The organism is Herbaspirillum hiltneri N3, assembly GCF_001267925.1.
In the GTDB taxonomy this organism is placed as follows: Bacteria; Pseudomonadota; Gammaproteobacteria; order Burkholderiales; family Burkholderiaceae_D; genus Herbaspirillum; species Herbaspirillum hiltneri.
Genome location: NZ_CP011409.1, coordinates 588,382 through 612,505 on the forward strand (window position 1 = coordinate 588,382; position 24,124 = coordinate 612,505).

Below are 24,124 nucleotides of genomic sequence, written 5' to 3' on the forward strand. Positions count from 1 at the left end.
CACCGCCCGCCTTGGGTTAGCAAGACAGCTCCATTTTTTTCATATAAATTATGTGGCCGCTGCCAACCAAAAAACATACTCACGCCAGTTTTCCACAATAAAATTTATTGCTCTTTGGGTCTCCCAGCGCCAGCAGGCTTGCCCAGAAGACGACCTGGCTTTGTCGATCTGCGGTCCTCTGCTCTTGCGCAATGAAAACTGCTCGATCTGGCGCAGCGGCGTAACCAATATCACCTACATCCGAACCTGCGAAGGATGGTTGTATCTGGGGCGGTAATGGATCTCTATTCGCGTCAGATCGTCGGCTGGGTCATACGCGCTACGATGAGTGCTGATCAGTGGGTATAAACCGAATGCGAGTTTCCGATTCACAAAGAGGAGGTGCCAACTCACTTCCATTCTATTCTGATAACTTGACCGTTTTCTACCATAGAACGTATCAATAGTGAGAAAGGTGATTCGGGAGGTATGAGCAGATTCAAGGATTTCATGAATAGCGATGCTGGTGCTTACGCTCGCTATCAGAAGCGCCAGCAGCGGCGCGTTCATATCTACATTGACGATATTGAGCCGCAGTCGAAGAATATGCCCGGAGATGATCGGGATAAATTCCAGAACGCAGTCGCTGAACAATTAACTTCGATGAAACGATCAACCTTCTCGGGCGACGTTGCTCTGAAAATTAATCTTGCGACGACAAGCAAGGATGCGCCGCAAGCACATACAATCGCCAAAAATCTGTTAGATCTTCTCGGTGTGCGGCGCCCGCTTGTGAAATGGCCACGCCGACATCTCTTGTATAGGGATGATCGGCAAATTCAAGCGCTCTCCGTTTCTTGTCGCCATGGAGAAAGTTCTCCTACTATCAGCATTGAAGCGCGACCATTCGCAGCAGCACTCGATGATCTTGAGTTCGCGGCTGAGGCAAGGCGCTCCATCGAGATGAGCAGTGATTACCTCTATGAGCAAGACCGTGAGGCAGACTGGGTCGAGAGATTCCGTGATCTCATAGACAGCGATGAAAATAACAATCGGTATCTTGATGACAAGCAATATGAGGCTTACCGGAATATGGTGCGATGGTACGCGCAACGAGCCTTGCTCAAGTGAAGTGGCGTGACTATCCCCGTTCTGAGCTGGATGTACGGCCGCCCAAAAGGCATCACAATGAGCTTTGAGAAGGCAATGTGGGGGAGTCACGTAAGCGCATCCAAGCTCCGACTCCAAGTTGGTGAGCTACCAATTATTAAAGGCAGTTCGGATATATTCAAGCAGAACATCTCGAAAGAAATTACTGCTTTCAAGAATCGCTGGGATTGGCTCATTAATCCCCTTGTCGTTCCAGTAGCTCTTGAAGTCATTATTCGACCAAGCCCGGAGACACCGCCGGCGATACTTCATGATTTGGACAATATTGTCCGGGGCTACCTTCTCCCAAGTATTGTTCCTAAATTCGGCACAGTATCTGATCATCGTTGGACAATTGACTTCGATGAGTTGCAGCGGACCAATCCGGAGGTCGCAAAATATTGGGGGGCTAATCCCACACCACCGTCAGGAACAAAGTCTGGCGTCACACGATATGAAGTTTGGCGACTTCCTGCTGTTTCGGATGAACCGGGGTCGGGGTTCGTCAGCGCAGCCCTTATTGCAGATGTGGACGCAAACGGCGATCACATGGATGAAATTGATAAAAGTATCAAAACAAGAAGATCTCCTCGGGATCGCAACTATCGATAGTAAATACGGTTCTTATGCTCTATCGCAGAAGTGCCGAGTACAGCGCCGTAGGCTTGAATGAAAGCATTGCCACTTTTCCCGGAAATTTGCATCCTAAGCTGACCCATGTTTAGACCACAATCCTGCTCATGTCAGCGAGCGGGAGAACGAAGTGATAGACGTGGCCCTACTTGGAGCTATTCGGCGCTGGTACATCCGGGATCGCATTTCGATCAGAGAGATTGCGCGCCGGCTGGACATCTCTCGAAACACAGTTCGTCGCTATATCCGGTCCGGCCTTCATTGCGCTAGGCAGTCCATGGCAGAACGGATTCGTGGAAAGCTTCAATGGCAAGCCGCGTGACGGATTGCTTAACCGGGAGTGGTTCCGCAGCCGGGTAGAGGCGAAAGTGCTGATCGAAAGATGACGTCAGTTCTACAACGAGCGCAGGCCGCATAGCGCACATCAGTACCAACCTCCAGCAGCGGTCCGTCGAGCTTGGCTGGAATCGAATATGATCGACAACCGACTCACTGCCTGACTGGCTACAAATTACCGACGCAGGTCAGACACGCACGAGTCATTTGGCTCGTAGCGCTTCTCAAAATCTACGGCTCGATTCGCTAGCGGAACCAGGCAGGCGAATCGGGTCGTAAAACAGCTTGATTCCTGAATCCTTTCCTGAAAAAACATGGGCCTGCAGAAAATTCAAACAATCGATAATGGTCTCGATGTTTTGTTCAAAGAGTTTACGCTTATAGCGTCATCTGTCGCCTTTGACATTGTCGGCGATTTGTTCGACGACGGACTCATCGAAAAACAGACGTATCCTGGAATCTATTACATTGAGCTCAATACCGCGGGCAAGACTGCCACTACCTTGGAGGACTGGCTAGATGCTTTCCAGCAGGAATGGATGGACGAACAATACCGAAATCAATTTGTGGCAAATCCACAAAAAAAGCGCGTAAAAATACATAAAGAGTCTGGCGTGCTTCTTCCTTGGATGCCCGTCTATATTGGCAAATCGAAGAACGTCGGCCAACGTTTGCACCAACATGTGCATTTTCCGCTTAAGCAACGTACTTTTTCCATGAAACTGGGATGTCGCCCAACAATGATGACAAGAGCATGGCGCGTTAGTACCATAGATTTGAGCGGTATTGTGAATTACGACGTGATTGCACCCAAGCTGGAAACAGCAATGAGGAACAAATACCATCCGATTGTTGGCCGATAAAGTGCGTAGGTTAGCCCGGGGGATTACACGATTTCCAAATTGCATATCAGTACGTCGGATTGAAACAGATTCTCTCCAATTCTTAGAAGGGGTCTTCCTACTACTCGTCATCAAAAATTAGGCCAATCTGGCAATCCAAGTCGCTCACTCCTGCAATTGGGCCACCGCCCTCCTGGTTTCAACAGGCATCGGATTGGTTAGCAGGATTCTTGGTAAAGACCTTCAATTTCAAGAGAGAGGCAGAAGAAGCTAAGCAAGAAGTTCTTGGGCCAGGACTATTTATCACACTGAAAGAAGAGAAGGCATCTTTGCCTGACATCGCTACTAGGTCGCTGTTGTTCCTGACTGCGGCGTTGTTCATCATCGTCTGCCTTGAAATGCTTTGGTTGTACGTGATGTTTTATGTACGCCGAGTCATCAAGGTAGCGTTCCGTTTTACGCTTTCTCCTCTATCGCGCGAGAATCTCCCTACCTATAGAGGGAAGAATGAAATTACGCTTCTCGGGCGTATCATGAACCTTCTCATTCGCAAGCTGCGATCGAGAGGTGACGGTTTGCGCAGGAGTCAGAAGCGAGAGCGGGATAAGGCGCATTCACGTGAGCAGCATATGAAGTCCCGGCAGCGCATTTTGGATGCAATGGGGCATGAACTCCGCTCCCCGCTGCAGACACTGATGAACACCACCAAGGGTGATGATCTTCGTGTCTTGGAGAGGATGAACCGCGCTGTCGAAGCGCTGGCCGAAGCGACGTCTATTGAGCAAGGCCTGAGGAATAACCGTGTGGTGGTGGCGCGAGGTGACTTAGCTGAGTATTTGCAGAAATTCTGTATAAATATGGCGTCAACCTATGGTCTTTCATATCATGGAAAGACTTCTAATGTTTTTGCGCGATACGATGAGATTAACTTGGAGCAGGTAATCTGTCACATCCTCGAAAACGCAAAAACATATCGCCAGGTTGGTACGCTTATCGAGATTAGGTTATCTGAGAATGAAGACGCCGTTACCTTAGAAATCTTCAATCAGGGGCCGCATATCGAGGACAATCGCCTTGATGCGATATTCGAACTTGGTGAATCAACAGGTGGAGAGGGCAATTTCGGCCAAGGCCTGTTCGTTGCTCAGATGTATATCGTCTTCGGTATGAAGGGAAGCATCTTTGCTGAAAACCAGGAAAATGGCGTGTCATTCGTCATCGGTCTGCCAAAGTTTGCGGCGTGAGATGAGAGCTGGTGCATTTATGCGGCAGGAGGATGGTAACCATGTCGAAGCACAACGCGTTCGGCAAGGGGCTTAGTTTCTTGATCAGTCTTTGTTTAGCCCGAGGGTGCACTCCATACCAGTGTCATTATTTTTGATCGTTCGCTAAACCAGTGACATTATTTATGCGCGCCCGATGACATTATTTTTGATCGCGAAAAGTAATATTTTCAATGAAATCAATTGCTTATGTTTTTTGAGTTTGCCAAGATTTATGATCGCGGACAGATGATTTAAGTCGTGTGAAGTAAACGAAGCCCTGCCCCGCTGAACACTTCCCGAGGCATCATGTTAATATACGTTTTATATATGATTAATACGCGATTTATATAAGGCTCTTCATGGGAATCGTCAAAATCACCGAGCAGATGCACACCAACCTGCGCCTCAGCAGCGGCGCAATGAGCCGTTCGATCAACTCGCAAGCGGAGCATTGGCTGCGCGTGGGCATGATGGCCGAGTTGAACCCCGGCCTTTGCTACAACGAGATCTGCCAGAAACTGCGCGAGGCGGAGCAGCAGGCGCGCGCCGAAGACGAGCGTCAGGAAATCACCCTCGCGCTTGCAAAACCATGATGTTCACCGAAGTCGAGATCAAGACGCCCGCCGACATCGCCATGCTGCGCACATCCGGAGCGCTGGCGGCAAAGGTTCTGGAGATGATTGCGGAGCATGTCCGTCCCGGTGTCACCACCAACCAGTTGGACCGGATCTGCCACGACTACATCGTGGACGTGCTGGACGCGGTGCCGGTCAACATCGGCTACAACGGCTATCCGAAGACGATCTGCACTTCGGTCAATCACGTCATCTGCCACGGCATTCCTTCCGACCGGGCCCTGAAGGACGGCGACATCGTCAATATCGACGTCGCCCTGACCAAGGACGGCTGGCATGGCGACACCAGTCGCATGTATTTTGTCGGCGAGCCGGGCATTCTGGCGAAGCGGCTGGTGACCGCGACCTATGAAGCAATGCGCGCCGGCATTCTCGCGGTGAGGCCGGGAGCGACCTTGGGCGATATCGGCCATGCCATTCAATCGGTCGCGCACAAGGAGGGTTTCAGCGTGGTGCGCGAATACTGCGGTCACGGCATCGGCCGGATTTATCACGAAGATCTGCAGATTCTGCACTACGGCCAACCGGGCGCCGGCCTGCCGCTGCAAACCGGAATGGTGTTCACCATCGAGCCGATGATCAACGCCGGCAAGCGGCATTCGAAGGAAATGCCCGACGGCTGGACCGTCGTCACCAAGGACCACTCGCTGTCCGCGCAATGGGAGCACATGGTCGCGGTGACGGACACCGGGTTTGAGGTGCTGACGCCGTGGCCTGACGGGGTGGGGGAGTATTCGGCGCTTGCGTCCTGATGCAAAAAAAGCCCGGGTATCCGGGCTTTTTTATCGCTTTGTATAATCTTGAAATTGTATTTCGATGCAGGAAGACCATGGAATTGGCAAGACTGGAAAAGCAGCTGGGCTTTCTGAGAGAAATCGACCGGCTGAAAACGGTGGTGCGGCAATCGCCATTGCTCGACCGAAGCCGCAGGGAAAATTCCGCCGAGCATTCCTGGCATCTGGCCATGTACGCCTTGCTGCTGAGCGAGTACGCCAACGGCACCGTGGACTCAAATCGCGTCATCCGCATGCTTTTGCTGCACGATATCGTCGAGATCGACGTCGGCGATTTCCCTATTCACGGCGGGTCTTCAGCGGCGGTGCAGGCGGAGCAGGAGGTCAAGGCGGCGGAGCGCTTGTTTGGCATGTTGCCCGAAAACCAGGGCGATCAGTTTCTGGCACTGTGGCAGGAATTCGAACGGGCGGAAACCGAGGACGCAAAATTCGCCAAGGCGCTGGACCGCTTCCAGCCGCTGCTGATCAACATATTTACCGGCGGCGGAACCTGGACGGAGAACGGGGTTTCGCTGGAGCAGGTGCTGTCGCGCTACGGTCCGGTGATTCAGAAAGGCGCGCCGCAACTGTGGACGGCGTGTGAGCAGTGGGTAGCAAGGCATTTCGCGCGATAAATCTTGGCGCAGCGTCAGCAATACGTGCGTATTGCAATTGAGTTAGAAGCCACACGGGAGATATTGAGTGAAGTTTAAATTTCCGGTAACTGCCGGGGTATACAGCCCGCAAAGTTTGATGAAGGCGGAGGACTTTCTTGACGCTGTGCAGACTTACTGCACTCATTTCCCTCTGATGTTGCCGGAACAATGGGGCTGGTGGGAACCGCTTGACCGGAGCTTCGATGCAGGAAATCTGACCGATCTGATCCCTGAGAAGGGAGCGTGCGAAACGGTCTACTGGCAACGTAAAAGATCACCGAAAATGGAGGGGACTTTCGATGTCCGCTGGCAAAGCAAATCAACTCAGGTTTCCAGCACACATGCGAAGATCGGTTTTACTTCGGAGTTGGGGAAGATAGATCAAACGACTCTCCTCGGCTATCTGAAAACTGCCAGCGAGTATTCAAAAGCGGATTTTGCATTCGTTGACGTGCTTGCAGAGCAGTACAGGGATTTCGCGATCGCAAGCGGTTCTGCGCCGTACGGAGAGCGCTTCATGTTTTTTACCCATCTTCTGCGGCACTGGCTCCCCGATGTGTTCTGGGGAACAGTCTTCGGCCCGCCTTATGTGCGTCTTTTGGGAAAAGATCGTCTTCTGAGCGCACCGGCATACCTTGTGGAAGAGTTGGGGGCTGAAACTATTTATGTGCAACTGACCGAAAATCTCACGGACGTGGTGGAAGACGGCAATGCGATTCAGTCTTTCCGGACGGCCTTCAAACAGCATTTCCGAGACGACGTATTCTTTGTTCCCGAAAAGGCCTATGACAGATCGGAGCGCGGTCCGGTCGGCGATGTCTTTGCGACTCCGGTATTCGAATTGATCGCCGATTGAGGGCATTCACGTCTGGACCCGGCTGCCGTCAACATGCGCGCAGCAACCGGTCCGATACGTCATTTCTCAGCATCCGTTTCACTACTTCCGCAACTCGCTCGGCGCCTTCCCAGTCCATCGCTTCAACGCCCTCCTGAAATTGGCACCATCGCTGAATCCCAACAGCATCGCAATGTCGTCCGTGCTCATCTGCGTGGTGCGCAGGTATTCCAGCGCCAGTGAGCAGCGCACGTCGTCGGTGATGGCGACGAATGAGGTTCCTTCCGCCTCCAGGCGCCGGCGCAGTGTGCGGCTGGTCATCTTCAGCGCGTCAGCCACGCCTTCCATGTCGGGGAACACGCCGGGCTTGCTCATCAGCACCTGATACACCTCGCCGGCTACGCCGACCGACACTTTGGATTGTCCGATCAGGCGGTCGCACATGTTCTGCAGCAGCTTCGCCGTCAGCTTGTGCGCCAGTTGCGGCTGCTGTCCCAGGATGGCGCTGTCGTAGACCAGCTCGCACGCTTCCTGGTCGAAATAGCAGGGGCAGCCGATGTAGTCGCTGTAGATCGCCGCATGCGCCGGCGCCGGATAGGAGAAGCAGGCCTTGAGCGGCGGGCAGCTGTGACCGGCGACGTCTTGCAGGTGCGTCACGTGCTGGGTGAACTGCTGCTCGACGATGAATTCGCGCAACTCGCGCGACGGGCTGGAAATGAACGCGTCCGGAAATGACCAGACCGCGCGATCGGGATACTCGGTCCAGTCGATTTTCAGCGTCGGTGTCGCGAGGCTATGGTATTTCACGCCCAGCTTGAAATAGTCGCGTAGCGACAGGCAGGACATCAGCGCGTAACCGTACATGCCGTAAGCCGACAGATGCAGGCGCCCGCCGACCTTGAACGGCGTGGCAGGATCGGTCGACAGCGCGATGGCGTTCTTGCAGACCGTGGCGTACTGGCGCACCGAGGTCAGTATCGACGCATCGTAAATCTGGTCCGGCCTGACGCCGCTTCCCTCCAGGCAGTCCTCCGCAGAGATGCCCTGTTCCGCCAGCACTTCGACCAGCGCCGCGATCTTGTAAGGCGCATAAAGAGGCTCATTGAGCATGGTGATCGGCGACAAATTAACTCCTTGAAGATTGTCCGAATATGACTTCTCAGTGTCCGTTAAAGACCTTACTTCGGTGACTTTAACTGATTATGATCGGTCCCACAATGAAGCTGATCCGTGCGCGGCATCTTCTTAAAAATACAAGCAAGGAGACTGGTTGATGGGGATGGGGTGCGTTTTCATCTGCTCAACCGCGGCTTGCTGTCGTTTTCAATTTCGTCAAAGAATGCCAAATGAGTAAAACCAGCAAGAAGGTCATCATCTCGTGCGCCGTCACCGGCGCTACCCATGTTCCCTCCATGTCGGCATACCTGCCGATCACGCCGGCGCAGATCCGCGACCAGGCGATCGAGGCGGCCGAGGCCGGCGCAGCGATCATCCATTTGCATGCGCGCGATCCCGTGGACGGCCGTCCGACGCCGGACCCGGCCGTGTTTCGCCAGTTCGTTCCCGATATCGCCAAGGCCACCGACGCGGTCATCAACATCACCACCGGCGGCAGCACCCGCATGACGCTGGCCGAACGCCTCGCCTATCCGCGCCTGCTGCAGCCGGAGATGTGCTCGCTCAACATGGGATCGATGAATTTTTCCATCCACCCGGTCGCGGCGAAGATCACGGACTGGCGGTATGGCTGGGAGAAGGATTACGTCGAAGGCATGGAAGACACGATCTTCAAGAACACCTTCAGCGACATCAAGCAGATCATGCTCGAGCTGGGTGCGCAGGGCACGCGCTTCGAGTTCGAGTGCTACGACGTCAGCCACTTGTACAACCTGGCGCACTTTGTCGAGCAGGGACTGGTGAAGGCGCCGTTCTTCATCCAGGCGGCGTTCGGCATCCTCGGCGGCATCGGTGCCGATCCGGAAAACATGAGCGTCATGCGCGCCACCGCAGACCGGCTGTTCGGACGCGAGAACTATCACTTCTCGGTACTCGGGGCAGGACGGCATCAGCTGTCTCTGGTGACCATGGCAGCGATCCTGGGCGGCAATGTGCGCGTCGGCCTGGAAGACAGCGTCTACATCGCCAAGGGCGTGAAGGCGGAGAGCAACGCGCAGCAGGTGCGCAAGATTCGCCACATCCTCGAAGAACTCTCGTTCGACATTGCGACGCCGGCGGAAGCGCGCGAAATGCTGGGCCTCAAGGGCGGCGACAAGATTTCCCCCTGAGTTTGCTTCATCCAAAACAAATACTGAATATTTTCAGGAGACATCATGACCAACAACACCGTACCAGGCGACGCCGGTTTGCACCGGCTTGCCACGCACAAGGCTTTTCTGAAGCTGATTCCCTTGATGTGCGCGATCTACTTCATGTCCTTTCTCGACCGCACCAACGTCGCGCTGGCGAAGATCCATCTCGCCGCCGACGTCGGCATCAGCGCTGCGGCGTATGGACTCGGTTCGGGCATCTTCTTCATCGGCTACGCGCTGCTGGAAGTACCCAGCAACCTGGCCGCGCATCGCTTCGGCCCGCGCCGATGGATTTCCCGCATCGCGGTGACGTGGGGCATCCTGTCCACCGCAATGATGTTCGTCTCGGGCGAGTGGTCGTTTTATATCCTGCGCGTCCTGCTGGGCATCGCCGAAGCAGGCCTGTTCCCGGCGCTGATGTACATGGTGACGCTGTGGTTCGCCGGCAAGGACAGGGCCGTCGCCATCGGCTGGATTTACACCGCACCGGCGCTGGCGCTGATGCTGGGCAATCCCATCGGCGGCGCGCTCATGCAGCTCGACGGCATGGGCGGACTGCACGGTTGGCAATGGATGTTCATGATTGAAGGACTGCCCAGCGTTTTGCTCGGGATCCTGCTGTACTTCAAGCTTCCCGACCGGCCCGGCGACGCCAGGTGGCTGACGCCGGCCGAAGCGAAATCGCTGGAGCAGCACGCCGTCATCGATGCGCCGCAGCACGCGAACACATCTTCCGGCGACTGGATGGCGGCCTTGAAACGTCCCACCACGATTCTGATCGGCCTGATCTATTTCCTCAACCAGGTTGCCTTTGTCGGACTGTACTTCTTCACCCCGGCCATGGTCAGCCAGATGCACATCAGCTCGCCGCTGATCGTGGGCCTGCTCTCGGCCAGCGTCGGCATGGGCTTCCTGATCGGGGTGCTGGTGTTGCCGCGCATTCATCGCCGCGTCAGCAGCGACGCCGTCTATCTGGGTGTGCTGACCATGGGGCTGGTGCTGTGCGCGATTGCCTTCATCGCCACTGCCAGCTTCGGCGGCAAGATCGCGCTGTTCGTCGTGACGGCGTTCTTCGCCGGCGGCGTGCTGCCGTCCTACTGGTCGATTGCCATGAAACGCATGCAAGGCGTGCAGGCCGCAGCCGGACTGGCCTTCATCAACACCATCGGTTTGCTGGGCGGCTTCGTCGGTCCTTACCTGTTCGGCATGGCGGAGACGGCCACCGGGCGCAGCAACGCCGGCTTCAACGTCATCCTCGGGGCGGCGATTCTCGGTCTCTTGCTGGTGCCGCTGCTGGCGCGATCCATCAGGAATGAATCGGTGCGCTAATTTGAATTCAAATCAGGAAAGAAGAGCAATGAGATTACGTGGAAATGTGGCGATCGTGACCGGCGCCGCGCAAGGCATCGGCAAGGCGACGGCATTGAAGTTTGCGCGCGAAGGCGCCACGGTCATCGTGTGCGACCTCGATGCGGAGGCGGTCGCCGCAGCGGTGCAGGCATGCCGTGCGGCGGGCGGCGAGGCCGAAGGCTTTCAACTGGACGTGACCTCGCGCGACAGCCTCGACGAGATGGTGGAAGCCGTGAAGCAGAAATACGGCCGCATCGACACCCTGGTCAACAACGCCGGCATCACCCGCGATGCGCGCCTGCAGAAGATGACCGCGCGCCAGTTCGAAGAAGTCATCGACGTCAATCTGCGCGCCGTGTTCAACGCCTCGCAGGCGGTGGTCGACACCATGATCGAAGGTGGCGGCGGCGCCATCCTGAACGCCAGTTCGGTGGTTGGCATCTACGGCAATTATGGCCAGACCAACTATGCGGCCACCAAGTTCGGCGTGATCGGCTTCACAAAAACCTGGAGCCGCGAACTGGGGCCAAAGGGCATTCGCGTTAACGCCGTGGCGCCGGGATTTGTCGAGACCGCGATCCTTTCCACGGTGCCCGACGAGGTCTTGCAGAAGATGCGCGACCAGGTGCCGTTGCGGCGTCTGGGCAAGCCGGAGGAAATCGCCGACATCTATGCCTTCCTGGCCAGCAACGAAGCAAGCTATATTAACGGTGCGGTGATCGAGGTGTCGGGCGGTCTGACGCTATAAGGCTGCAGGCTTGCAACCCCGCTCTTCACCGGATACTTTTATCCCCCCACGTCCCGCCTCGGATGGCGTGGATATCATGTCGGAATCCATATGAAAACAGTTGATCTATTGAAGCCTGACGCAGGCCTGCGCGTATTCATCTCCGGCGCCGCCACCGGCATCGGCGCCGCCATCGCGGAAGCCTTCCTGGACACCGGCGCGGCGGTCTACGTCTGCGACATCAATCCGGCTGCCGTCGACGCAATTAAGAAGACGCATCCCCGCATCCATGCCGGTGTCGCCGATGTCGGCAAGCGGGAAGACGTCGATGCGGTCATGGCCGACGCCGCGGAAAAGCTCGGCGGCCTCGATCTCCTGATCAACAACGCCGGCATCGCCGGGCCCACCGGCGCGGTGGAAGATCTCGATGCGGACGCCTGGGACCAGACCATCAATACCAATCTGAACAGCCAGTTCTATTTCCTCAAGCGCGCCGTTCCGCTGCTGAAGAATACCTCGGACAATCCCAGCATCATCACCTTGTCCTCGGTGGCCGGACGCCTGGGTTATCAGTTCCGCACGCCGTATGCCTCGACCAAATGGGCCATCGTCGGTCTGATGAAATCGCTGGCGGTCGAGCTTGGACCCAGCAACATCCGGGTCAATGCGATTTTGCCCGGCGTGGTGGAAGGCGAGCGCATGGACGGCGTGATCGCCGCCCGCGCAAAGACGCTCGGTCTGAGCTTCGATGAAATGCGCGAAGACTACGTCAAGAAGATTTCGCTGCGGCGCCTGGTCACCACCCAAGATGTGGCCGCGATGGCCTTGTTCCTGGCGTCGCCAGCCGCGCGCAACATCTCGGGCCAGGCCATCAGCGTCGACGGCAATCTGGAGTATCTGTAGTCCGCTGGATGCCTTGCAGGCATCCACAGTTCTACATTCCTGCTTCCTCTTTCACATCACACCTGCGCCATGCCGCCATCGACGAACAGTTCGATGCCGTTGACGAAGCTGGCCGCATCCGACGCCAGGAAGGCCACGGCCTTGCCGACTTCCTGCGGTTCGCCCAAACGTCCCAGCGGGATTTGCGACGACAGGTAATCGAACAGACCCTGACGCGCTTCATCAGGAACCAGGCCGCCCAGGCCGGGGGTGCGGATCGGGCCGGGGCTGACCACGTTGACGCGGATGGCGCGGTCCTTCAGATCCAGAGCCCATGAGCGGGCGAAGTTGCGCACCGCCGCCTTGCTGGCGCTGTACACGCTGAAGTTGGCGGTACCCTGGATCGACACTGTCGATGCAGTCAGGATCACCGATGCGCCGTTGCTCAGTAAAGGCAGCGCCTTCTGCACGGTGAACAGCACCCCGCGCACATTGGTGCCGAAGATGCGGTCGAAATGTTCTTCGGTGATCGCGCCCAGCGGCATCATGTCACCGCCGCCTGCATTGGCGAACAGGATATCCAGCTTGCCGGCGCTTTTGGCGATCTGAGCGTAGACCGCATCCAGGTCAGCCAGTACCGATGCATCGGCACGAATACCAGTGGCAACTGTGCCGATGGTCGCCACGGCGGCGTCGAGCTCGGCCTGGCGGCGACCGGTGATGAAGACGCGGGCGCCCTGGGCGGCCAGTTCCTGTGCGGTCGCCAGACCGATGCCGGTGGTGCCGCCGGTAACCAGAGCGATTTTTCCGTTGAGTTGCTTGTCCATGATTGTTTCCTTTAAATGTGATTGAAATATGTTCCTGGTGCGCTTCCGTTTGCTGTGTTGCGGAAGGCATGGTGTACTTTAATCACAAGTGTTTATGCGAAAAAGTAGGTAAAATCGAAATGACTGTCCATGGTTGTGGATAATAAAGAATCGATGGAGAGGGCGTATGGATCAGTTGTCGGCGATGCGGTGTTTCGCCCGGGTGGTGGAGGCGGGCAATTTCACGCGCGCGGCGGATTCCCTGGAGATGCCCAACGCCACACTCAGCAAGCAGGTGCAGGAACTGGAGGCGCATCTTGGCGTGCGCCTGCTGCAGCGGACTACGCGGCGGGTGACGGTGACGCCGGAGGGACGCGATTACTATGAAAAGAGCATCCGCATCCTGCGCGACCTGGAAGACATCGATACTTCCTTCAGCGCCGCCCGCAGCAAGCCGCGCGGCCATTTGCGCATCGACATCGGCAGCTCGACGGCGAGCGACGTGCTGATTCCGGCGCTGCCCGATTTCATCGCGCGCTATCCGGACATCCGCATCGACCTCGGCGTATCGGACCGCTCGGTGGATCTGATCAGCGACAACGTCGATTGCGTCATCCGCGGCGGTCCGCTGGACAATTCCTCGCTGGTGGCGCGCCATATCGGCAGCGCCGCGCTGATCACCTGCGCGACGCCCGGCTATCTCAAACTATTCGGGGTGCCTGCCTATCCGGACGAACTGAAGAACGGCCATCGCCTGGTCAGTTACGTATCGTCGCAGAACGGGCGAGCGTTGCCGTTTCGTTTCGAGTACAAGGGCGAAAAGACCGAGATCAAGAGCGAGCACCGGGTCGGCGTCAACGAGAGCAATGCGCATCTGGCGGCGGGACTGGCGGGATTGGGGATAGTCCAGACCTTCAGCTACGCCGCCGGTGCGGCGCTCAGGGAGGGGGCGCTGGTGGAGATACTGAAAAAGTGGCGTCCGGCGGCATATCCCTTCCACGTCGTGTATCCGCAGAACCGGCACGTGACGCACCGCTTGCGGGTGTTCATCGACTGGCTGGTGGAATGCTTTCCGGAGAAGATCGGCGTCAAGTGACGCAGCAGGAAAAAATAAAGCCCGCGCCGATTGAAGTGGCGCGGGCTTTCGTTCGAGAGACGCCTCAGGCGACCGATGCCGCTGCCCGGCGCGTCGCGCTGCGCTTGAGCAGCCATGCCGCGAACACGAAGGCCGCCGCCACCAGGCCGAGGTTTCGGGCCGACCCGTCAGCCACCGTCAATGCACCGGCGCTGGCGCCGATCGAGAAGCCCAGGTACATGAACGAGGCGTTGAGCGACATCGCGATCGGGGCCAGCTTGATGCCGGCGATGCTGATCAGGTTGGTCTGCTGCGCCGGATAAAAGGCCCAGCCCGAAATGCCCCACACGATCACGCTCAGGAACACCGGCAGCACCGCCAGATTGGCCGGCAGCAGATACGCGATCGCGGTCAGCGTCAGGAAGGCGGCGATCAGGAACATCAGCGCCGGACCGGTCACGCGGCGAAAGCCCACGCGGTCGGCGATCTTGCCGCCGGCCATGACGCCGATCGCAGCCGAGATGCCCCAGGCGAACAGCACGTAGCCGACGTGGGTGCCGTGGATGCCGGTGACCTGGTTCAGGTACAGCGCGAAATAGGTGTACATGGTGTACGCGCCGGTGGCCCACAGCAGCGTAGTCAGCAGAGCGCGCAGCACTGCCGGGTCGCGGGCGGCCAGCACACGTTCACGCAGGCGCGCGACCGGCAGGTTGTTGCCGATGCCGCGCGGCAGTCCCAGCATCAGTCCCAGCGTTGCAATCGCCGCCAGCAGCGCCACCCCGGCAAAGGTCATGCGCCAGCTGAGCCTGTCGGCGATCACCGTTCCCAGCGGTGCGGCCAGCGCCACGGCCACGGTAATCCCGCCGCTCACCAGCGCCAGCGCGCCGCCGCGCTTTTCCGGAGCCACCAGCGCACCGGCCAGGGCCAGCGCATTGGGCACGTACAAACCGGCGGCGAAGGCCAACAGGATGCGCGCCGTCATCAGCGACCAGTAACCGCTTGCTTGCCAGGCCAGCAGATTGGCCAGCGTGAAGGCGGTCATCGCGCCGATCAGCAAACCGCGACGGCTCAGTGCGCCGGTCAGTGCAGTCAGGATCGGCGAGCTGATGGCGTAAGCGGCGGTGAATGCCACCACCAGCTGGCCGGCAACCGCGACGCTGACGCCGAGGTCCTTGGCGACCGTCGGCAAAATGCCGGCGATCATGAAACCCTCGGCGCCGACGGCGAAGGTGCCCAGCGCCATCCAGTACAAGGGCGCATTGCTCGCCGCGGGCGCGGGAGCAGAGGCGGGAAGAGAAGATGTGTTCATGAAATTCTCGCTATAAAAATGGATTGAAATGACCGGTCGTCTTAAACTTGGTGAAAAAAATGCCGCTTCCGATGAAGCGGCTTGCTACAAATATTCTGTGTTCTAGCTCAGGACTTTGTTGAACACCACTTCCATGAACTGATGAAAGGCATCCTGACTGCGCTCCACGCGCACCCGCAAGGTTGCGCCTTCCCAGGCATTGAGCACGAAGCTCGCCAGCGTCTTGGCACTCAACTGGTTCGGGATGCTGCCGTCTTGCTGACCGGCGGCAATCGCATATTCGAGCGCGGTGCTCCAGTTGCCGTAAATTCTCAATAATTGCTCGCGGATCATCGGGCTTTGTTCGGACAATTCCGCGGTCATGTTGCCGATCATGCAGCCGTGCTGGAAACCACGGTCGACCAAGCGCTGGTTGAGCGCCGTAAAGTAACCGCGCAGGCGCTCCAGCGCCGGCAAGCTGTCATCGGCCAAAATTTCACGCAGCGTGCTGCGGCGGGATGCGTAGTCGCTGACGATTTCCGCCGCCAGTGCTTCCTTGCTCTCGAAATGGTTGTAAAACGAACCCTTTGGCACGCCGGCCTCGACCGTGATGTCTTGCACGCTCGAGGCGTTGAAACCGCGTTCCAACAGGAGTTTGAGCGCGGCGTTGAAGATTTGGTCACGGGTGTTTGGCTTGGACATGTGAGAATAATATGACCGGTCGTCTTAAAAGTCAATGCGCGTTGTATGACTGTGGCGAAAACGCCATGGCATACCGCTTTGCAAGGCGCCGGATGGTGTTGAAAAATTACCTTTTGGAAATTTATCCGGCCGAATAAGTCGCGACTTCCCGCGCAATCGCCAGCGATGAGGTCAGTCCGGGCGATTCGATACCGAACAGATTGATCAGGCCGGCGAAGCCATGCTGCGCCGGCGTGCTGACGATGAAATCCTGCTCCGGACCGCCGCGCGCCAGCTTCGGCCGCACACCGGCATAGCTCGGCTGCAGTGCGGCGTCGGGCAAGTCCGGCCAGTAGCGCCGTATCGCGGCGTAGAAACCGTCCGCCCGCCGAGCGTCGACGGCGTAATCGATGGCGCGTTCATTCTCAATGTCCAGCCATTCGACGTCTGGACCGAAGCGCGCTTGTCCGGCCAGGTCCAGCGTCAGGTGCACCCCGAGGCCGCCTTCTTCCGGAAGCGGGTAGATCAGCCGCGAAAACGGCGTCTTGCCGCTCAGCGAAAAATAATTTCCCTTGGCGAAGAAAGGCGTCGGCACGCATGCCGCCGGCAATCCTTCGAATCGGCGCGCCAGCTGCGGCGCCGACAGCCCGGCGGCATTGATGACCAGCGAAGCGGACAGCTGCATTTCTTCGCCATCGGCGGTCACTGCGTCAAGCGTGATGCCCCCGGAGGTTTTGCGAGCGGCCAGGATTTCAGTCTGCAGCGCCAGCACCGCGCCGGCCGCTTCGGCGTCGGCCAGCAGTTGCTGCATCAGCGCATGGCTGTCGACGATGCCGGTGGAGGGCGACAGCAACGCCGCCGTGCATTGCAAGGCCGGTTCGAGTTCACGGGCCTGTGCGGTGTCAATCGGCTGCAAATCGCGCACGCCGTTCAATGCCGCATGGGCGGCGATGCCCTGCAGCCGTTCGGCCTGGCCGGGACCGGTCGCCACAAGAAGTTTGCCGCAGCGCCGGTGGGCGACCTGGCGTTCCTCGCAATAGCGATAGAGCAGCGCGCGTCCCTCCACGCATAGCTTTGCCTTGAGCGAACCCGGACGGTAATAAATGCCGGCGTGGATCACTTCGCTATTCCGCGAGCTGGTGCCGCTGCCGATGCTGGCGGCGGCGTCGACGATGATCACGTCGCGGCCGGCCAGCGCGAGTTCGCGCGCGATCGCCAGGCCGATCACGCCGGCGCCGATGACGATGCAATCGATATGGTCGCTCATGCAGGGGGAAATTATGTTGGACGAAAGACGCCATCGTACTATCGTATGGCGCCGCCGTCTTCGGCACGCTGTTTTCATCCGCGGAAAGACATTGCCGGGAACGGGATTTCCTCCGGCGCGACGCTGGTCTACAATCGGCCATCGACAAAGAATCAGAACAAACGTCAGAACCAACGTCGAAACGAGCCACGACGCGAGCCCACAACAAAAATTCGCACTCAGGAAGGGTTGTCAGTCATGCACAGCTTTCTGCCGCTTGCTTATCAAATCGACAAACTCGCCCGCAAGCTGGCGGGTAGTTTTCCCGGCATGTTTTCAATCGACGAGCGCGAGTTGCTGGCCGTCGGTACGGAAGCCACGCCCGTTCTGCGCAACGGCGCCGAGGTGCTCAACCTCAATTTCGGCGCGATCGACAGCTTCTCGGCTGCAACCGGCGGCAGCGCCACGATTTTCGTCCAGCGCGGCAAGGACTTTGTGCGTGTATCGACTTCGGTAAAAAAGGAAAACGGCGAGCGCGCCATCGGCACCTTGCTCGACCACGCCCATGCCGGCTACCGCGACTTGCTGGCCGGACGCAGCTACACCGGTTTTGCGCAACTGTTCGGCCGCCAGTACATGACGCGCTACGATCCGGTGCGCGATGCCCAGGGACGCGTGGTGGCGGTGCTGTATGTCGGCATCGACGTCAGCAAGCGTTTCCAGATCGGCATCGGCGCGCGCCTAGGGATGCTGGCGTTCGGCATCGCAGGCCTGGCGCTGGGTGCGTATGTCTGGGCCAGCGTGGCTGCCGTCTCGGCGTTGCCGCCGGCCACCGCGCCTGCGGCCGTGGCAGCGCTGCTGCTGCGCTACGGCGCGATGGCGCTGGCCTTGCTGGCGCTCGGCATGGGCGGTCTGTACCTGCTGGCGCAGCGCATGGTCACGCGGCCGCTGCTCGACGCCACGGCCGCCGCACAGCGACTGGCCAAGGGCGACCTCACCACCATGATCCATGTCGGCCGGCGCGATGAAATTGGCCAGCTGACGCAAGCCATCAACGGCGTTGCGCAAGGACTGGCGACCATCGTCGGCGCGGTGCGCGCGAGCGCCGAACGTATCAATGTCGCCGCACATGAGATCGCAGCCGGCAACAGCGACTTATCTTCGCGCGCGGAAGCACAGGCCGGTGCGCTCGAACAGGTGCGCGCCACGATGGACAATTTCAGCGCCGGCATCCGCAATAACGCGGGTCACACGCAGCAAGCCGGCAGCCTGGTCGACAATGCGTCGGCACATGCAGGAGAGGGTGGCAAGGTGGTCGGCTCGGTAGTGGCGACGATGGGCGCGATACGCGCCAGTTCGCACAAGGTCGCGGACATCATCGGCGTGATCGACGGCATTGCGTTCCAGACCAATATCCTGGCGCTCAACGCGGCGGTGGAAGCGGCGCGCGCCGGCGAGCAGGGGCGCGGCTTCGCGGTGGTTGCGACCGAAGTGCGCCAGCTCGCGCAACGTTCAGCCGCCGCCGCGCGCGAGATCAAGGACCTGATCGCCGAATCGGTGACCAATGTCGACCACGGCGACCGGCTTGCGGGGCAGGCCGGCGGAGCGATGTCCGGCATCGAGACGGCCATCGGCAGCGTGGCGGCGATCATGCGCGATATCGCAACGGCCGGCGCCGGCCAGACCGAAGATATCGGCGAAGTCACGCGCGCCGTGGGCGACATCGACCAGATGACCCAGCAAAACGCTGCACTGATCGAACAGGCCGCGACCGCCACCGAGAGCCTGCGCCACGAAGCCGAAAAGCTGGTTGGGCAGGTCGGTGCTTTCAAACTGGCGCAGCGCGGCTGATCGCCATTGACACGGAGCTACATGGTTCATTACAAACGTTCATCCACGGCACTCCTGGCGGCGACCTTCGTACTGCTGGCGTGCGCGGCAATCATCGGTCTCGACATCTGGCGCACCTGGCAAGCGCACCAGATCGACGAACGCGACGCCGGTATCTCGGTCACCAACATGGCGCGCGCACTGGCGCAGCATGCCGACGACACGCTGAAGGAAGCCGACACCGTGCTGGTGGGGTTACTGGAGCGCTTGCGCATCGACGGCACCGGACCGGCCGCTCTGGAGCGCCTGCATCGCCTGTTGGCGGTACAGGTCAAGGAGCTGCCGCAGCTCAACGGTATCTTTGTCTATGACAGCCAGGGGCGCTGGATCGTCAATTCGCAGCCGAAACTGGACAACACGCAAAACAACGCCGACCGCGAGTATTTCATCTATCACCGCGACCATCCGGGCGACGGTCCCCACATCGGTCCACCGGTGCGCAGCCGTTCCACCGGAAAATGGATCGCCACCGTCACGCGCCGTGTCAACAACGCCGACGGCAGTTTTGGCGGCGTGGTGCTGGCGACGGTGGACATGGCTTACTTCCAGCGCTTCTACGACAGCTTCAACATCGGCAAGTCGGGCGCCATCCTGTTGGGACTCAACAGCGGCACCATCGTGTTCCGCCGTCCGCTGCGCGAAGATTCGATCGGGAAGAGCATGGCCGACGCCGCCATCTTCCGCGACCACGCCTCGAAGAACGCCAGCGGTCTGGCCATCATCAAGTCGTCGCAGGACGGTGTGGTGCGCATCAACGGCTACCGTCATCTGGAAACTTTTCCGCTGTTCGTTTCGGTCGCGCTGTCGCATGACGAAGTGTTCGCAGAATGGCGCGCCGACGCCTACATGCATATGGTTGGCGTACTGCTTCTGGTGACCGGGTTTGCGGTCATGGGGCGGCGCATGGTGGCGCAGATCGACCACCGTTCGATCGCCGAGAACGAGGCCAACGAAGCGCGCGCGCAGGTGGAAAAATTGAATCAGATCCTGGAGCGGCTGGCCCTGCAGGACGGCCTCACCCGTCTGGCGAACCGGCGCCAGTTCGATGTCGCGCTGGCGCGCGAAATGGGCCGCGCGGTGCGTAGCGGAAGGAGCCTGGCGCTGATCATGATCGACGTCGACCGCTTCAAGTTGTACAACGATTTATATGGCCACTTGGCCGGTGACGAGTGCCTGCGCAAGGTCGGGAAATCCATCCTCTCCGGCGAGCGGCGTGCCGACGATCTGGCCGCACGCTATGGCGGCGAGGAATTCACCATCATCCTGCCCGATTGCGATGCGGCGGGCGCGCTGGCAATTGCGGAGCAGATACGGCTGGCTGTACGCGCGCAGCAGATTGAACACACGGCCAATCCGGACGGCATCGTGACGGTCAGTCTGGGGATCGGTTGTTTAACTAAGGTGAAACGGGAAACGTCGGTGCGCGACCTGATCAGCATGGCGGACCAAGCGCTGTATCGGGCCAAGGACGAGGGCAGGGATCGCGTCGGCATGTGAGGAGATGCAGGAAGAGGGCGGCGGCGAAAGGGAGAATCGGCCAATTCGCCGCGGAAGATCAGCGAACGGTCACGGCCTTTTCCGGCTGCATCGATTCCTGCTCCATGGTTTCGCCGGCGACCACTTGCATTTCGTCGTCGAATTCAGGATCGGCGACGGGTTGTTTGACGGTATTGCGATTGAGCACGTAGATTTCGGCACTGCGCATTTTCGGCGCTTCATCGGGGACGACATTCTGAACCTGGTACATCGCAAGATCGTTTTCCCATTTCCTTTCACGATAAAAAAAGTAGAGCAAGAAAACCAGGCCGACGCTCAGGTAGGAGACGACGGCGAGGAACATGTCTTGCTGGAACAGGTTGGCGATGAAATCCATGACTATATGTGCTCTCTAAGGATGGGGTTGGGCGATGCGGCAATGATATTGAACGGCTCCTTTGTGCGATATCGGGGAATTCCCTATCCCTTGCCGGCGCATGGCAAGGAGGTGCTGCGGATCAGTGCGCCAGCGTCTTCCTGAGCGTGGCGGCAAGCTCGTCGATGGCGAACTTGGCGACGTAGCCGTTGGCACCGACACTGCGTACGTGGTCCTCATTGGCAGAACCCGACAGCGACGAGTGGATCACCACCGGAATACCCTTGTAGCGCTGGTCACCCTTGATGTTGCGGGTCAGCGTGAAACCATCCATCTCCGGCATTTCCAGATCGGTCAGCATCAGCGCCACCTTGTCGGCGATCTGCGTGCCTTCGCGCTGCGCTTCCGCACCCAGCGCCTGCAGTTTCTCCCACGCTTCCTTGCCGCTCTTGGTCATGATGTATGGCACGCCCAACGTGGTCAGCCCGTCCTCGATCAGCGCCCGCGCCACCTTGGAATCGTCTGCCGCCAGTACGATTGCGCCAGGTTTTACCAGGCTTTTCAGGGCGCCGTCATGGCCATTGTCCAGCGCCTGTTTGACCGGAGAGGTCATGTTGAGAATCTGCTCCACGTCCAGCACCTGCACCAGGCGGCTACCGTCGACATCCGAGTCGAGGCGCGCGATGCTGGTGACGAGGTCGCCGCCGGCGCTGGCTTCGGCCGACAGCACCTGGCTCCAGTCAAGGCGTACGATTTCTTCCACCGATTCCACCGCAAAGGCCTGGGTATGGCGCGCATATTCCGTGATCAGCAGGATATTCAGGCCGGTCTTGGGTTTGCAGCCCGTCACCGCCGGCAGGTCAATGACCGAGATCACCTGGCCGCGGATGTTGACCATGCCCAGCATCGGCGCCTTGGTGCCGGCGGCTGTGGTGATCGGCACCATCGGCACGATCTCGCGGATCTTGAAGACGTTGATGCCGAACAGCTCGCCCGGACCGTCGCCGCTGGTGCTGCCGAGGCGGAACAGCAGCAGTTCGAATTTGTTGCTGGCCGTCAGATTCGTGCGCTCATCGATTTCTTTTTGAAATGCATCCATGGTGACCTCAGAGGGTGGTTGGGTTGTATAAGAATTGTTTCCCGGATCAGAACTGTTCCCACGAGCCGGTCTCGTCGTTGGCCGCTCCCGGCGATTTCAGCGCCGCGCGGGTTTCCTTGCGCACGGCGACCGGTCCGGCCGATTTCAGGCCTGGCGCGCGGGCCGGCGTGATGTCGATGGTGCGCTTCGGCGCGGCAGGCCTGCTCAGTGCGGCGCGTTCGTCGAGCTTGAAGACGCTGACCACTTCCGACAGGCGGCCCGCCTGTTCCTGCATCGATTGTGCGGCTGCCGCGGCTTGCTCGACCAGTGCTGCGTTCTGTTGCGTGACTTCGTCCATCTGCGTGATGGCCAGGTTGATTTGCTCGATGCCCTGGCTTTGTTCGTGGCTGGCGGCGGTAATTTCGCTGACGATGTCGGTCACCCGGCGCACGCTGTTGACGACTTCTTCCATGGTGCTGCCGGCTTGCACGACCAGCTTGCTGCCGACATCGACCTTGGACACCGAGTCGTCGATGAGGATCTTGATTTCCTTGGCCGCAGCAGCTGAACGTTGTGCCAGGCTACGCACTTCGGACGCGACCACGGCGAAACCTCGGCCTTGTTCGCCGGCACGCGCCGCTTCGACCGCGGCATTCAAGGCCAGGATATTGGTCTGGAAGGCGATGCCGTCAATCACGCCGATGATGTCGACGATCTTTTTCGACGAATCGTTGATCGATCCCATGGTATCGACAACCTGGCCCACGACGTTGCCGCCGGCGACCGCGACTTCGGAGGCCGTCGCGGCAAGTTGATTGGCCTGGCGTGCGTTGTCGGCGTTCTGTTTCACGGTCGAGGTCAGTTCTTCCATCGCCGAGGCGGTTTCTTCCAGCGATCCGGCCTGCTGTTCGGTGCGTGAGGACAAGTCCATGTTGCCGCTGGCGATTTCGTTGGACGCGGTGGCGATGGTGTCGGTACCGGTGCGCACTTCGCCGACGATCTTGAGCAGGTTGTCGTTCATGCCGCGCAACGCTTCGAGCAACTGACCGGTTTCATCTTTGCTCTCGGCGCGGATGGTGGTGGTCAGGTCGCCGCCGGCGACGCGCTGGGCGACATCGACCGCTTCGGTCAGCGGACGCGAGATCACGCGTGAAATCCACACCGCCAGCGTCATCGCGGCAGCCATGCAGATCAGCAGCATGGAAATGATCCAGAAGCGGGCATTCGCATAAGTGGTGTCCGCATCGGCACTCGACGTCACTGCACCTTTTTCGTTGACTTCGACCAGTTTATCGACCTGATCGAGCAGGCCGCGGTAGACCTTGGTCGACTCGCCCTTGAGCATGGCGCGGGCCTCTTCGTTCTTGTCGGCGCGCGAGACATCGAGGATTTTCTTGTGTTCGCTCAGGAAAGCGCCGATGGCTTTCTCCACTTCGGGATAGAGCGCTCTTTCTTCTGGTTCGCTGATTTGCCTCTGGTAGTCGCTTTGTTGCTTTGCCAGCGTGGCGATCTGCTTGTTGACGTTGCGTTCGACTTCGTCGAATTCTTGCGGTGTCGACGCCAGGATATGTTGCAACTCGAAACTGCGGATACGCGACAGCGACAGCTTCAGCTGCAACAGCGTTCGGATGCTCGGCAGCCAGTTGGTGGCGATATCGGTCGAGGCCTGGTTGACACGGCTCAGTTCGCGAATGGCGAATGCGCCGAGAGCGGCCTCAAGGGCAATCACAATGAAAAAGACCGAAATCAGTTTCCGGGAAATTTTCAGATCGTAGAACCACTTCATTTTTTTCTCCTGGGGGGCAGGTAGTGCGTGTCGATATTGCCCAAGGCAATG

Annotated in this window: 23 protein-coding genes and 3 pseudogenes; 18 read left to right on the forward strand and 8 right to left on the reverse strand. The window is 58.9% G+C overall.

Features of this window, described 5'->3' with window-relative positions; all coding sequences use genetic code 11:
* Window positions 1-211: 211 nt before the first annotated feature.
* The 11 genes and pseudogenes from F506_RS22970 to F506_RS02635 all read left to right on the forward strand — a co-directional run.
* Window positions 212-336 (forward strand): annotated as a pseudogene (locus F506_RS22970) (IS3 family transposase); the annotation flags it as partial.
* A gap of 132 nt (window positions 337-468) precedes the next feature.
* Window positions 469-1,110 carry a hypothetical protein gene (locus F506_RS23525; RefSeq protein ID WP_200907705.1) on the forward strand — a complete coding sequence of 214 codons (642 nt, stop codon included), beginning with the start codon at window positions 469-471 and terminating at the stop codon, window positions 1,108-1,110.
* Between the two features lie 57 nt (window positions 1,111-1,167).
* Complete coding sequence (locus F506_RS23530; RefSeq protein ID WP_200907706.1) at window positions 1,168-1,740, forward strand: hypothetical protein; 573 nt, start codon at window positions 1,168-1,170, stop codon at window positions 1,738-1,740.
* 151 nt (window positions 1,741-1,891) lie between these two features.
* A pseudogene (locus tag F506_RS22975) lies at window positions 1,892-2,017 on the forward strand (winged helix-turn-helix transcriptional regulator); the annotation flags it as partial.
* 1 nt (window position 2,018) lies between these two features.
* Window positions 2,019-2,261, forward strand: a pseudogene (locus tag F506_RS22500) (integrase core domain-containing protein); the annotation flags it as partial.
* A 150-nt stretch (window positions 2,262-2,411) separates the two neighbouring features.
* Complete coding sequence (locus F506_RS02610) at window positions 2,412-2,960, forward strand: GIY-YIG nuclease family protein (protein WP_053195207.1); 549 nt, start codon at window positions 2,412-2,414, stop codon at window positions 2,958-2,960.
* 209 nt (window positions 2,961-3,169) lie between these two features.
* The gene (locus F506_RS02615; protein WP_053195208.1) at window positions 3,170-4,183 is read left to right on the forward strand and encodes a sensor histidine kinase; all 1,014 of its coding nucleotides are present in this window, start codon (window positions 3,170-3,172) and stop codon (window positions 4,181-4,183) included.
* A 380-nt stretch (window positions 4,184-4,563) separates the two neighbouring features.
* Window positions 4,564-4,797, forward strand: coding sequence for a ParD-like family protein (locus F506_RS02620; protein ID WP_053195209.1), 234 nt, complete (start codon window positions 4,564-4,566; stop codon window positions 4,795-4,797).
* Window positions 4,797-5,591: a type I methionyl aminopeptidase gene (map, locus tag F506_RS02625; RefSeq protein ID WP_053201180.1), complete on the forward strand. Its 795-nt coding sequence runs from the start codon at window positions 4,797-4,799 to the stop codon at window positions 5,589-5,591. Before F506_RS02620 ends, map begins: the two co-directional genes overlap by 1 nt.
* A gap of 77 nt (window positions 5,592-5,668) precedes the next feature.
* Complete coding sequence (locus tag F506_RS02630) at window positions 5,669-6,247, forward strand: HD domain-containing protein (protein WP_053195210.1); 579 nt, start codon at window positions 5,669-5,671, stop codon at window positions 6,245-6,247.
* 67 nt (window positions 6,248-6,314) lie between these two features.
* Window positions 6,315-7,124 (forward strand): hypothetical protein, encoded by an 810-nt coding sequence (locus F506_RS02635; RefSeq protein ID WP_144423976.1) that lies wholly within the window; start codon window positions 6,315-6,317, stop codon window positions 7,122-7,124.
* An 81-nt stretch (window positions 7,125-7,205) separates the two neighbouring features.
* Here the strand turns inward: F506_RS02635 and F506_RS02640 are convergent, their stop codons facing one another.
* Window positions 7,206-8,213, reverse strand: coding sequence for an AraC family transcriptional regulator (locus F506_RS02640; protein WP_053201182.1), 1,008 nt, complete (start codon window positions 8,211-8,213; stop codon window positions 7,206-7,208).
* A 236-nt stretch (window positions 8,214-8,449) separates the two neighbouring features.
* Between F506_RS02640 and F506_RS02645 the strand changes: the two genes are divergently transcribed.
* From F506_RS02645 to F506_RS02660, 4 genes are all read left to right on the forward strand, one after another.
* On the forward strand, window positions 8,450-9,388 hold the full coding sequence (locus tag F506_RS02645) for a BKACE family enzyme (protein ID WP_053195212.1): 939 nt from the start codon (window positions 8,450-8,452) through the stop codon (window positions 9,386-9,388).
* A gap of 45 nt (window positions 9,389-9,433) precedes the next feature.
* On the forward strand, window positions 9,434-10,741 hold the full coding sequence (locus F506_RS02650; protein WP_053195213.1) for an MFS transporter: 1,308 nt from the start codon (window positions 9,434-9,436) through the stop codon (window positions 10,739-10,741).
* Between the two features lie 28 nt (window positions 10,742-10,769).
* Entirely contained in the window at window positions 10,770-11,510 is a 741-nt protein-coding gene (gene fabG / locus F506_RS02655; RefSeq protein WP_053195214.1) for a 3-oxoacyl-ACP reductase FabG, read from the forward strand.
* 90 nt (window positions 11,511-11,600) lie between these two features.
* Window positions 11,601-12,392 (forward strand): SDR family oxidoreductase, encoded by a 792-nt coding sequence (locus F506_RS02660; RefSeq protein ID WP_053195215.1) that lies wholly within the window; start codon window positions 11,601-11,603, stop codon window positions 12,390-12,392.
* Between the two features lie 56 nt (window positions 12,393-12,448).
* Here F506_RS02660 and F506_RS02665 read toward each other — a convergent pair whose 3' ends face one another.
* Window positions 12,449-13,198, reverse strand: a complete 750-nt coding sequence (locus F506_RS02665) for a glucose 1-dehydrogenase (RefSeq protein ID WP_053195216.1) — start codon at window positions 13,196-13,198, stop codon at window positions 12,449-12,451.
* 166 nt (window positions 13,199-13,364) lie between these two features.
* Here F506_RS02665 and F506_RS02670 point away from each other — a divergent pair, with 166 nt between their 5' ends.
* A complete protein-coding gene (locus F506_RS02670) occupies window positions 13,365-14,273 on the forward strand; it encodes a LysR family transcriptional regulator (protein ID WP_053195217.1) in 909 nt (302 codons plus the stop codon).
* Window positions 14,274-14,337: 64 nt separating this feature from the next.
* On the opposite strand, the gene F506_RS02675 is transcribed toward F506_RS02670, so the two are convergent.
* The 3 genes from F506_RS02675 to F506_RS02685 form a co-directional block, all read right to left on the reverse strand.
* On the reverse strand, window positions 14,338-15,561 hold the full coding sequence (locus F506_RS02675; protein WP_053195218.1) for an MFS transporter: 1,224 nt from the start codon (window positions 15,559-15,561) through the stop codon (window positions 14,338-14,340).
* Window positions 15,562-15,663: 102 nt separating this feature from the next.
* Complete coding sequence (locus F506_RS02680) at window positions 15,664-16,242, reverse strand: TetR/AcrR family transcriptional regulator (protein WP_053195219.1); 579 nt, start codon at window positions 16,240-16,242, stop codon at window positions 15,664-15,666.
* A 121-nt stretch (window positions 16,243-16,363) separates the two neighbouring features.
* Window positions 16,364-17,488 carry an NAD(P)/FAD-dependent oxidoreductase gene (locus tag F506_RS02685; protein WP_053195220.1) on the reverse strand — a complete coding sequence of 375 codons (1,125 nt, stop codon included), beginning with the start codon at window positions 17,486-17,488 and terminating at the stop codon, window positions 16,364-16,366.
* 237 nt (window positions 17,489-17,725) lie between these two features.
* On the opposite strand from F506_RS02685, the gene F506_RS02690 reads away from it, so the two are divergent.
* On the forward strand, window positions 17,726-19,318 hold the full coding sequence (locus F506_RS02690) for a methyl-accepting chemotaxis protein (protein ID WP_053195221.1): 1,593 nt from the start codon (window positions 17,726-17,728) through the stop codon (window positions 19,316-19,318).
* Between the two features lie 21 nt (window positions 19,319-19,339).
* Complete coding sequence (locus tag F506_RS02695; RefSeq protein WP_053195222.1) at window positions 19,340-20,854, forward strand: sensor domain-containing diguanylate cyclase; 1,515 nt, start codon at window positions 19,340-19,342, stop codon at window positions 20,852-20,854.
* Between the two features lie 58 nt (window positions 20,855-20,912).
* Here F506_RS02695 and F506_RS02700 read toward each other — a convergent pair whose 3' ends face one another.
* The 3 genes from F506_RS02700 to F506_RS02710 form a co-directional block, all read right to left on the reverse strand.
* The gene (locus tag F506_RS02700) at window positions 20,913-21,230 is read right to left on the reverse strand and encodes a hypothetical protein (protein ID WP_053195223.1); all 318 of its coding nucleotides are present in this window, start codon (window positions 21,228-21,230) and stop codon (window positions 20,913-20,915) included.
* A gap of 121 nt (window positions 21,231-21,351) precedes the next feature.
* The gene (locus tag F506_RS02705) at window positions 21,352-22,308 is read right to left on the reverse strand and encodes a chemotaxis protein (RefSeq protein ID WP_053195224.1); all 957 of its coding nucleotides are present in this window, start codon (window positions 22,306-22,308) and stop codon (window positions 21,352-21,354) included.
* A gap of 46 nt (window positions 22,309-22,354) precedes the next feature.
* Window positions 22,355-24,073 carry a methyl-accepting chemotaxis protein gene (locus tag F506_RS02710; protein ID WP_053195225.1) on the reverse strand — a complete coding sequence of 573 codons (1,719 nt, stop codon included), beginning with the start codon at window positions 24,071-24,073 and terminating at the stop codon, window positions 22,355-22,357.
* Window positions 24,074-24,124 lie beyond the last annotated feature (51 nt).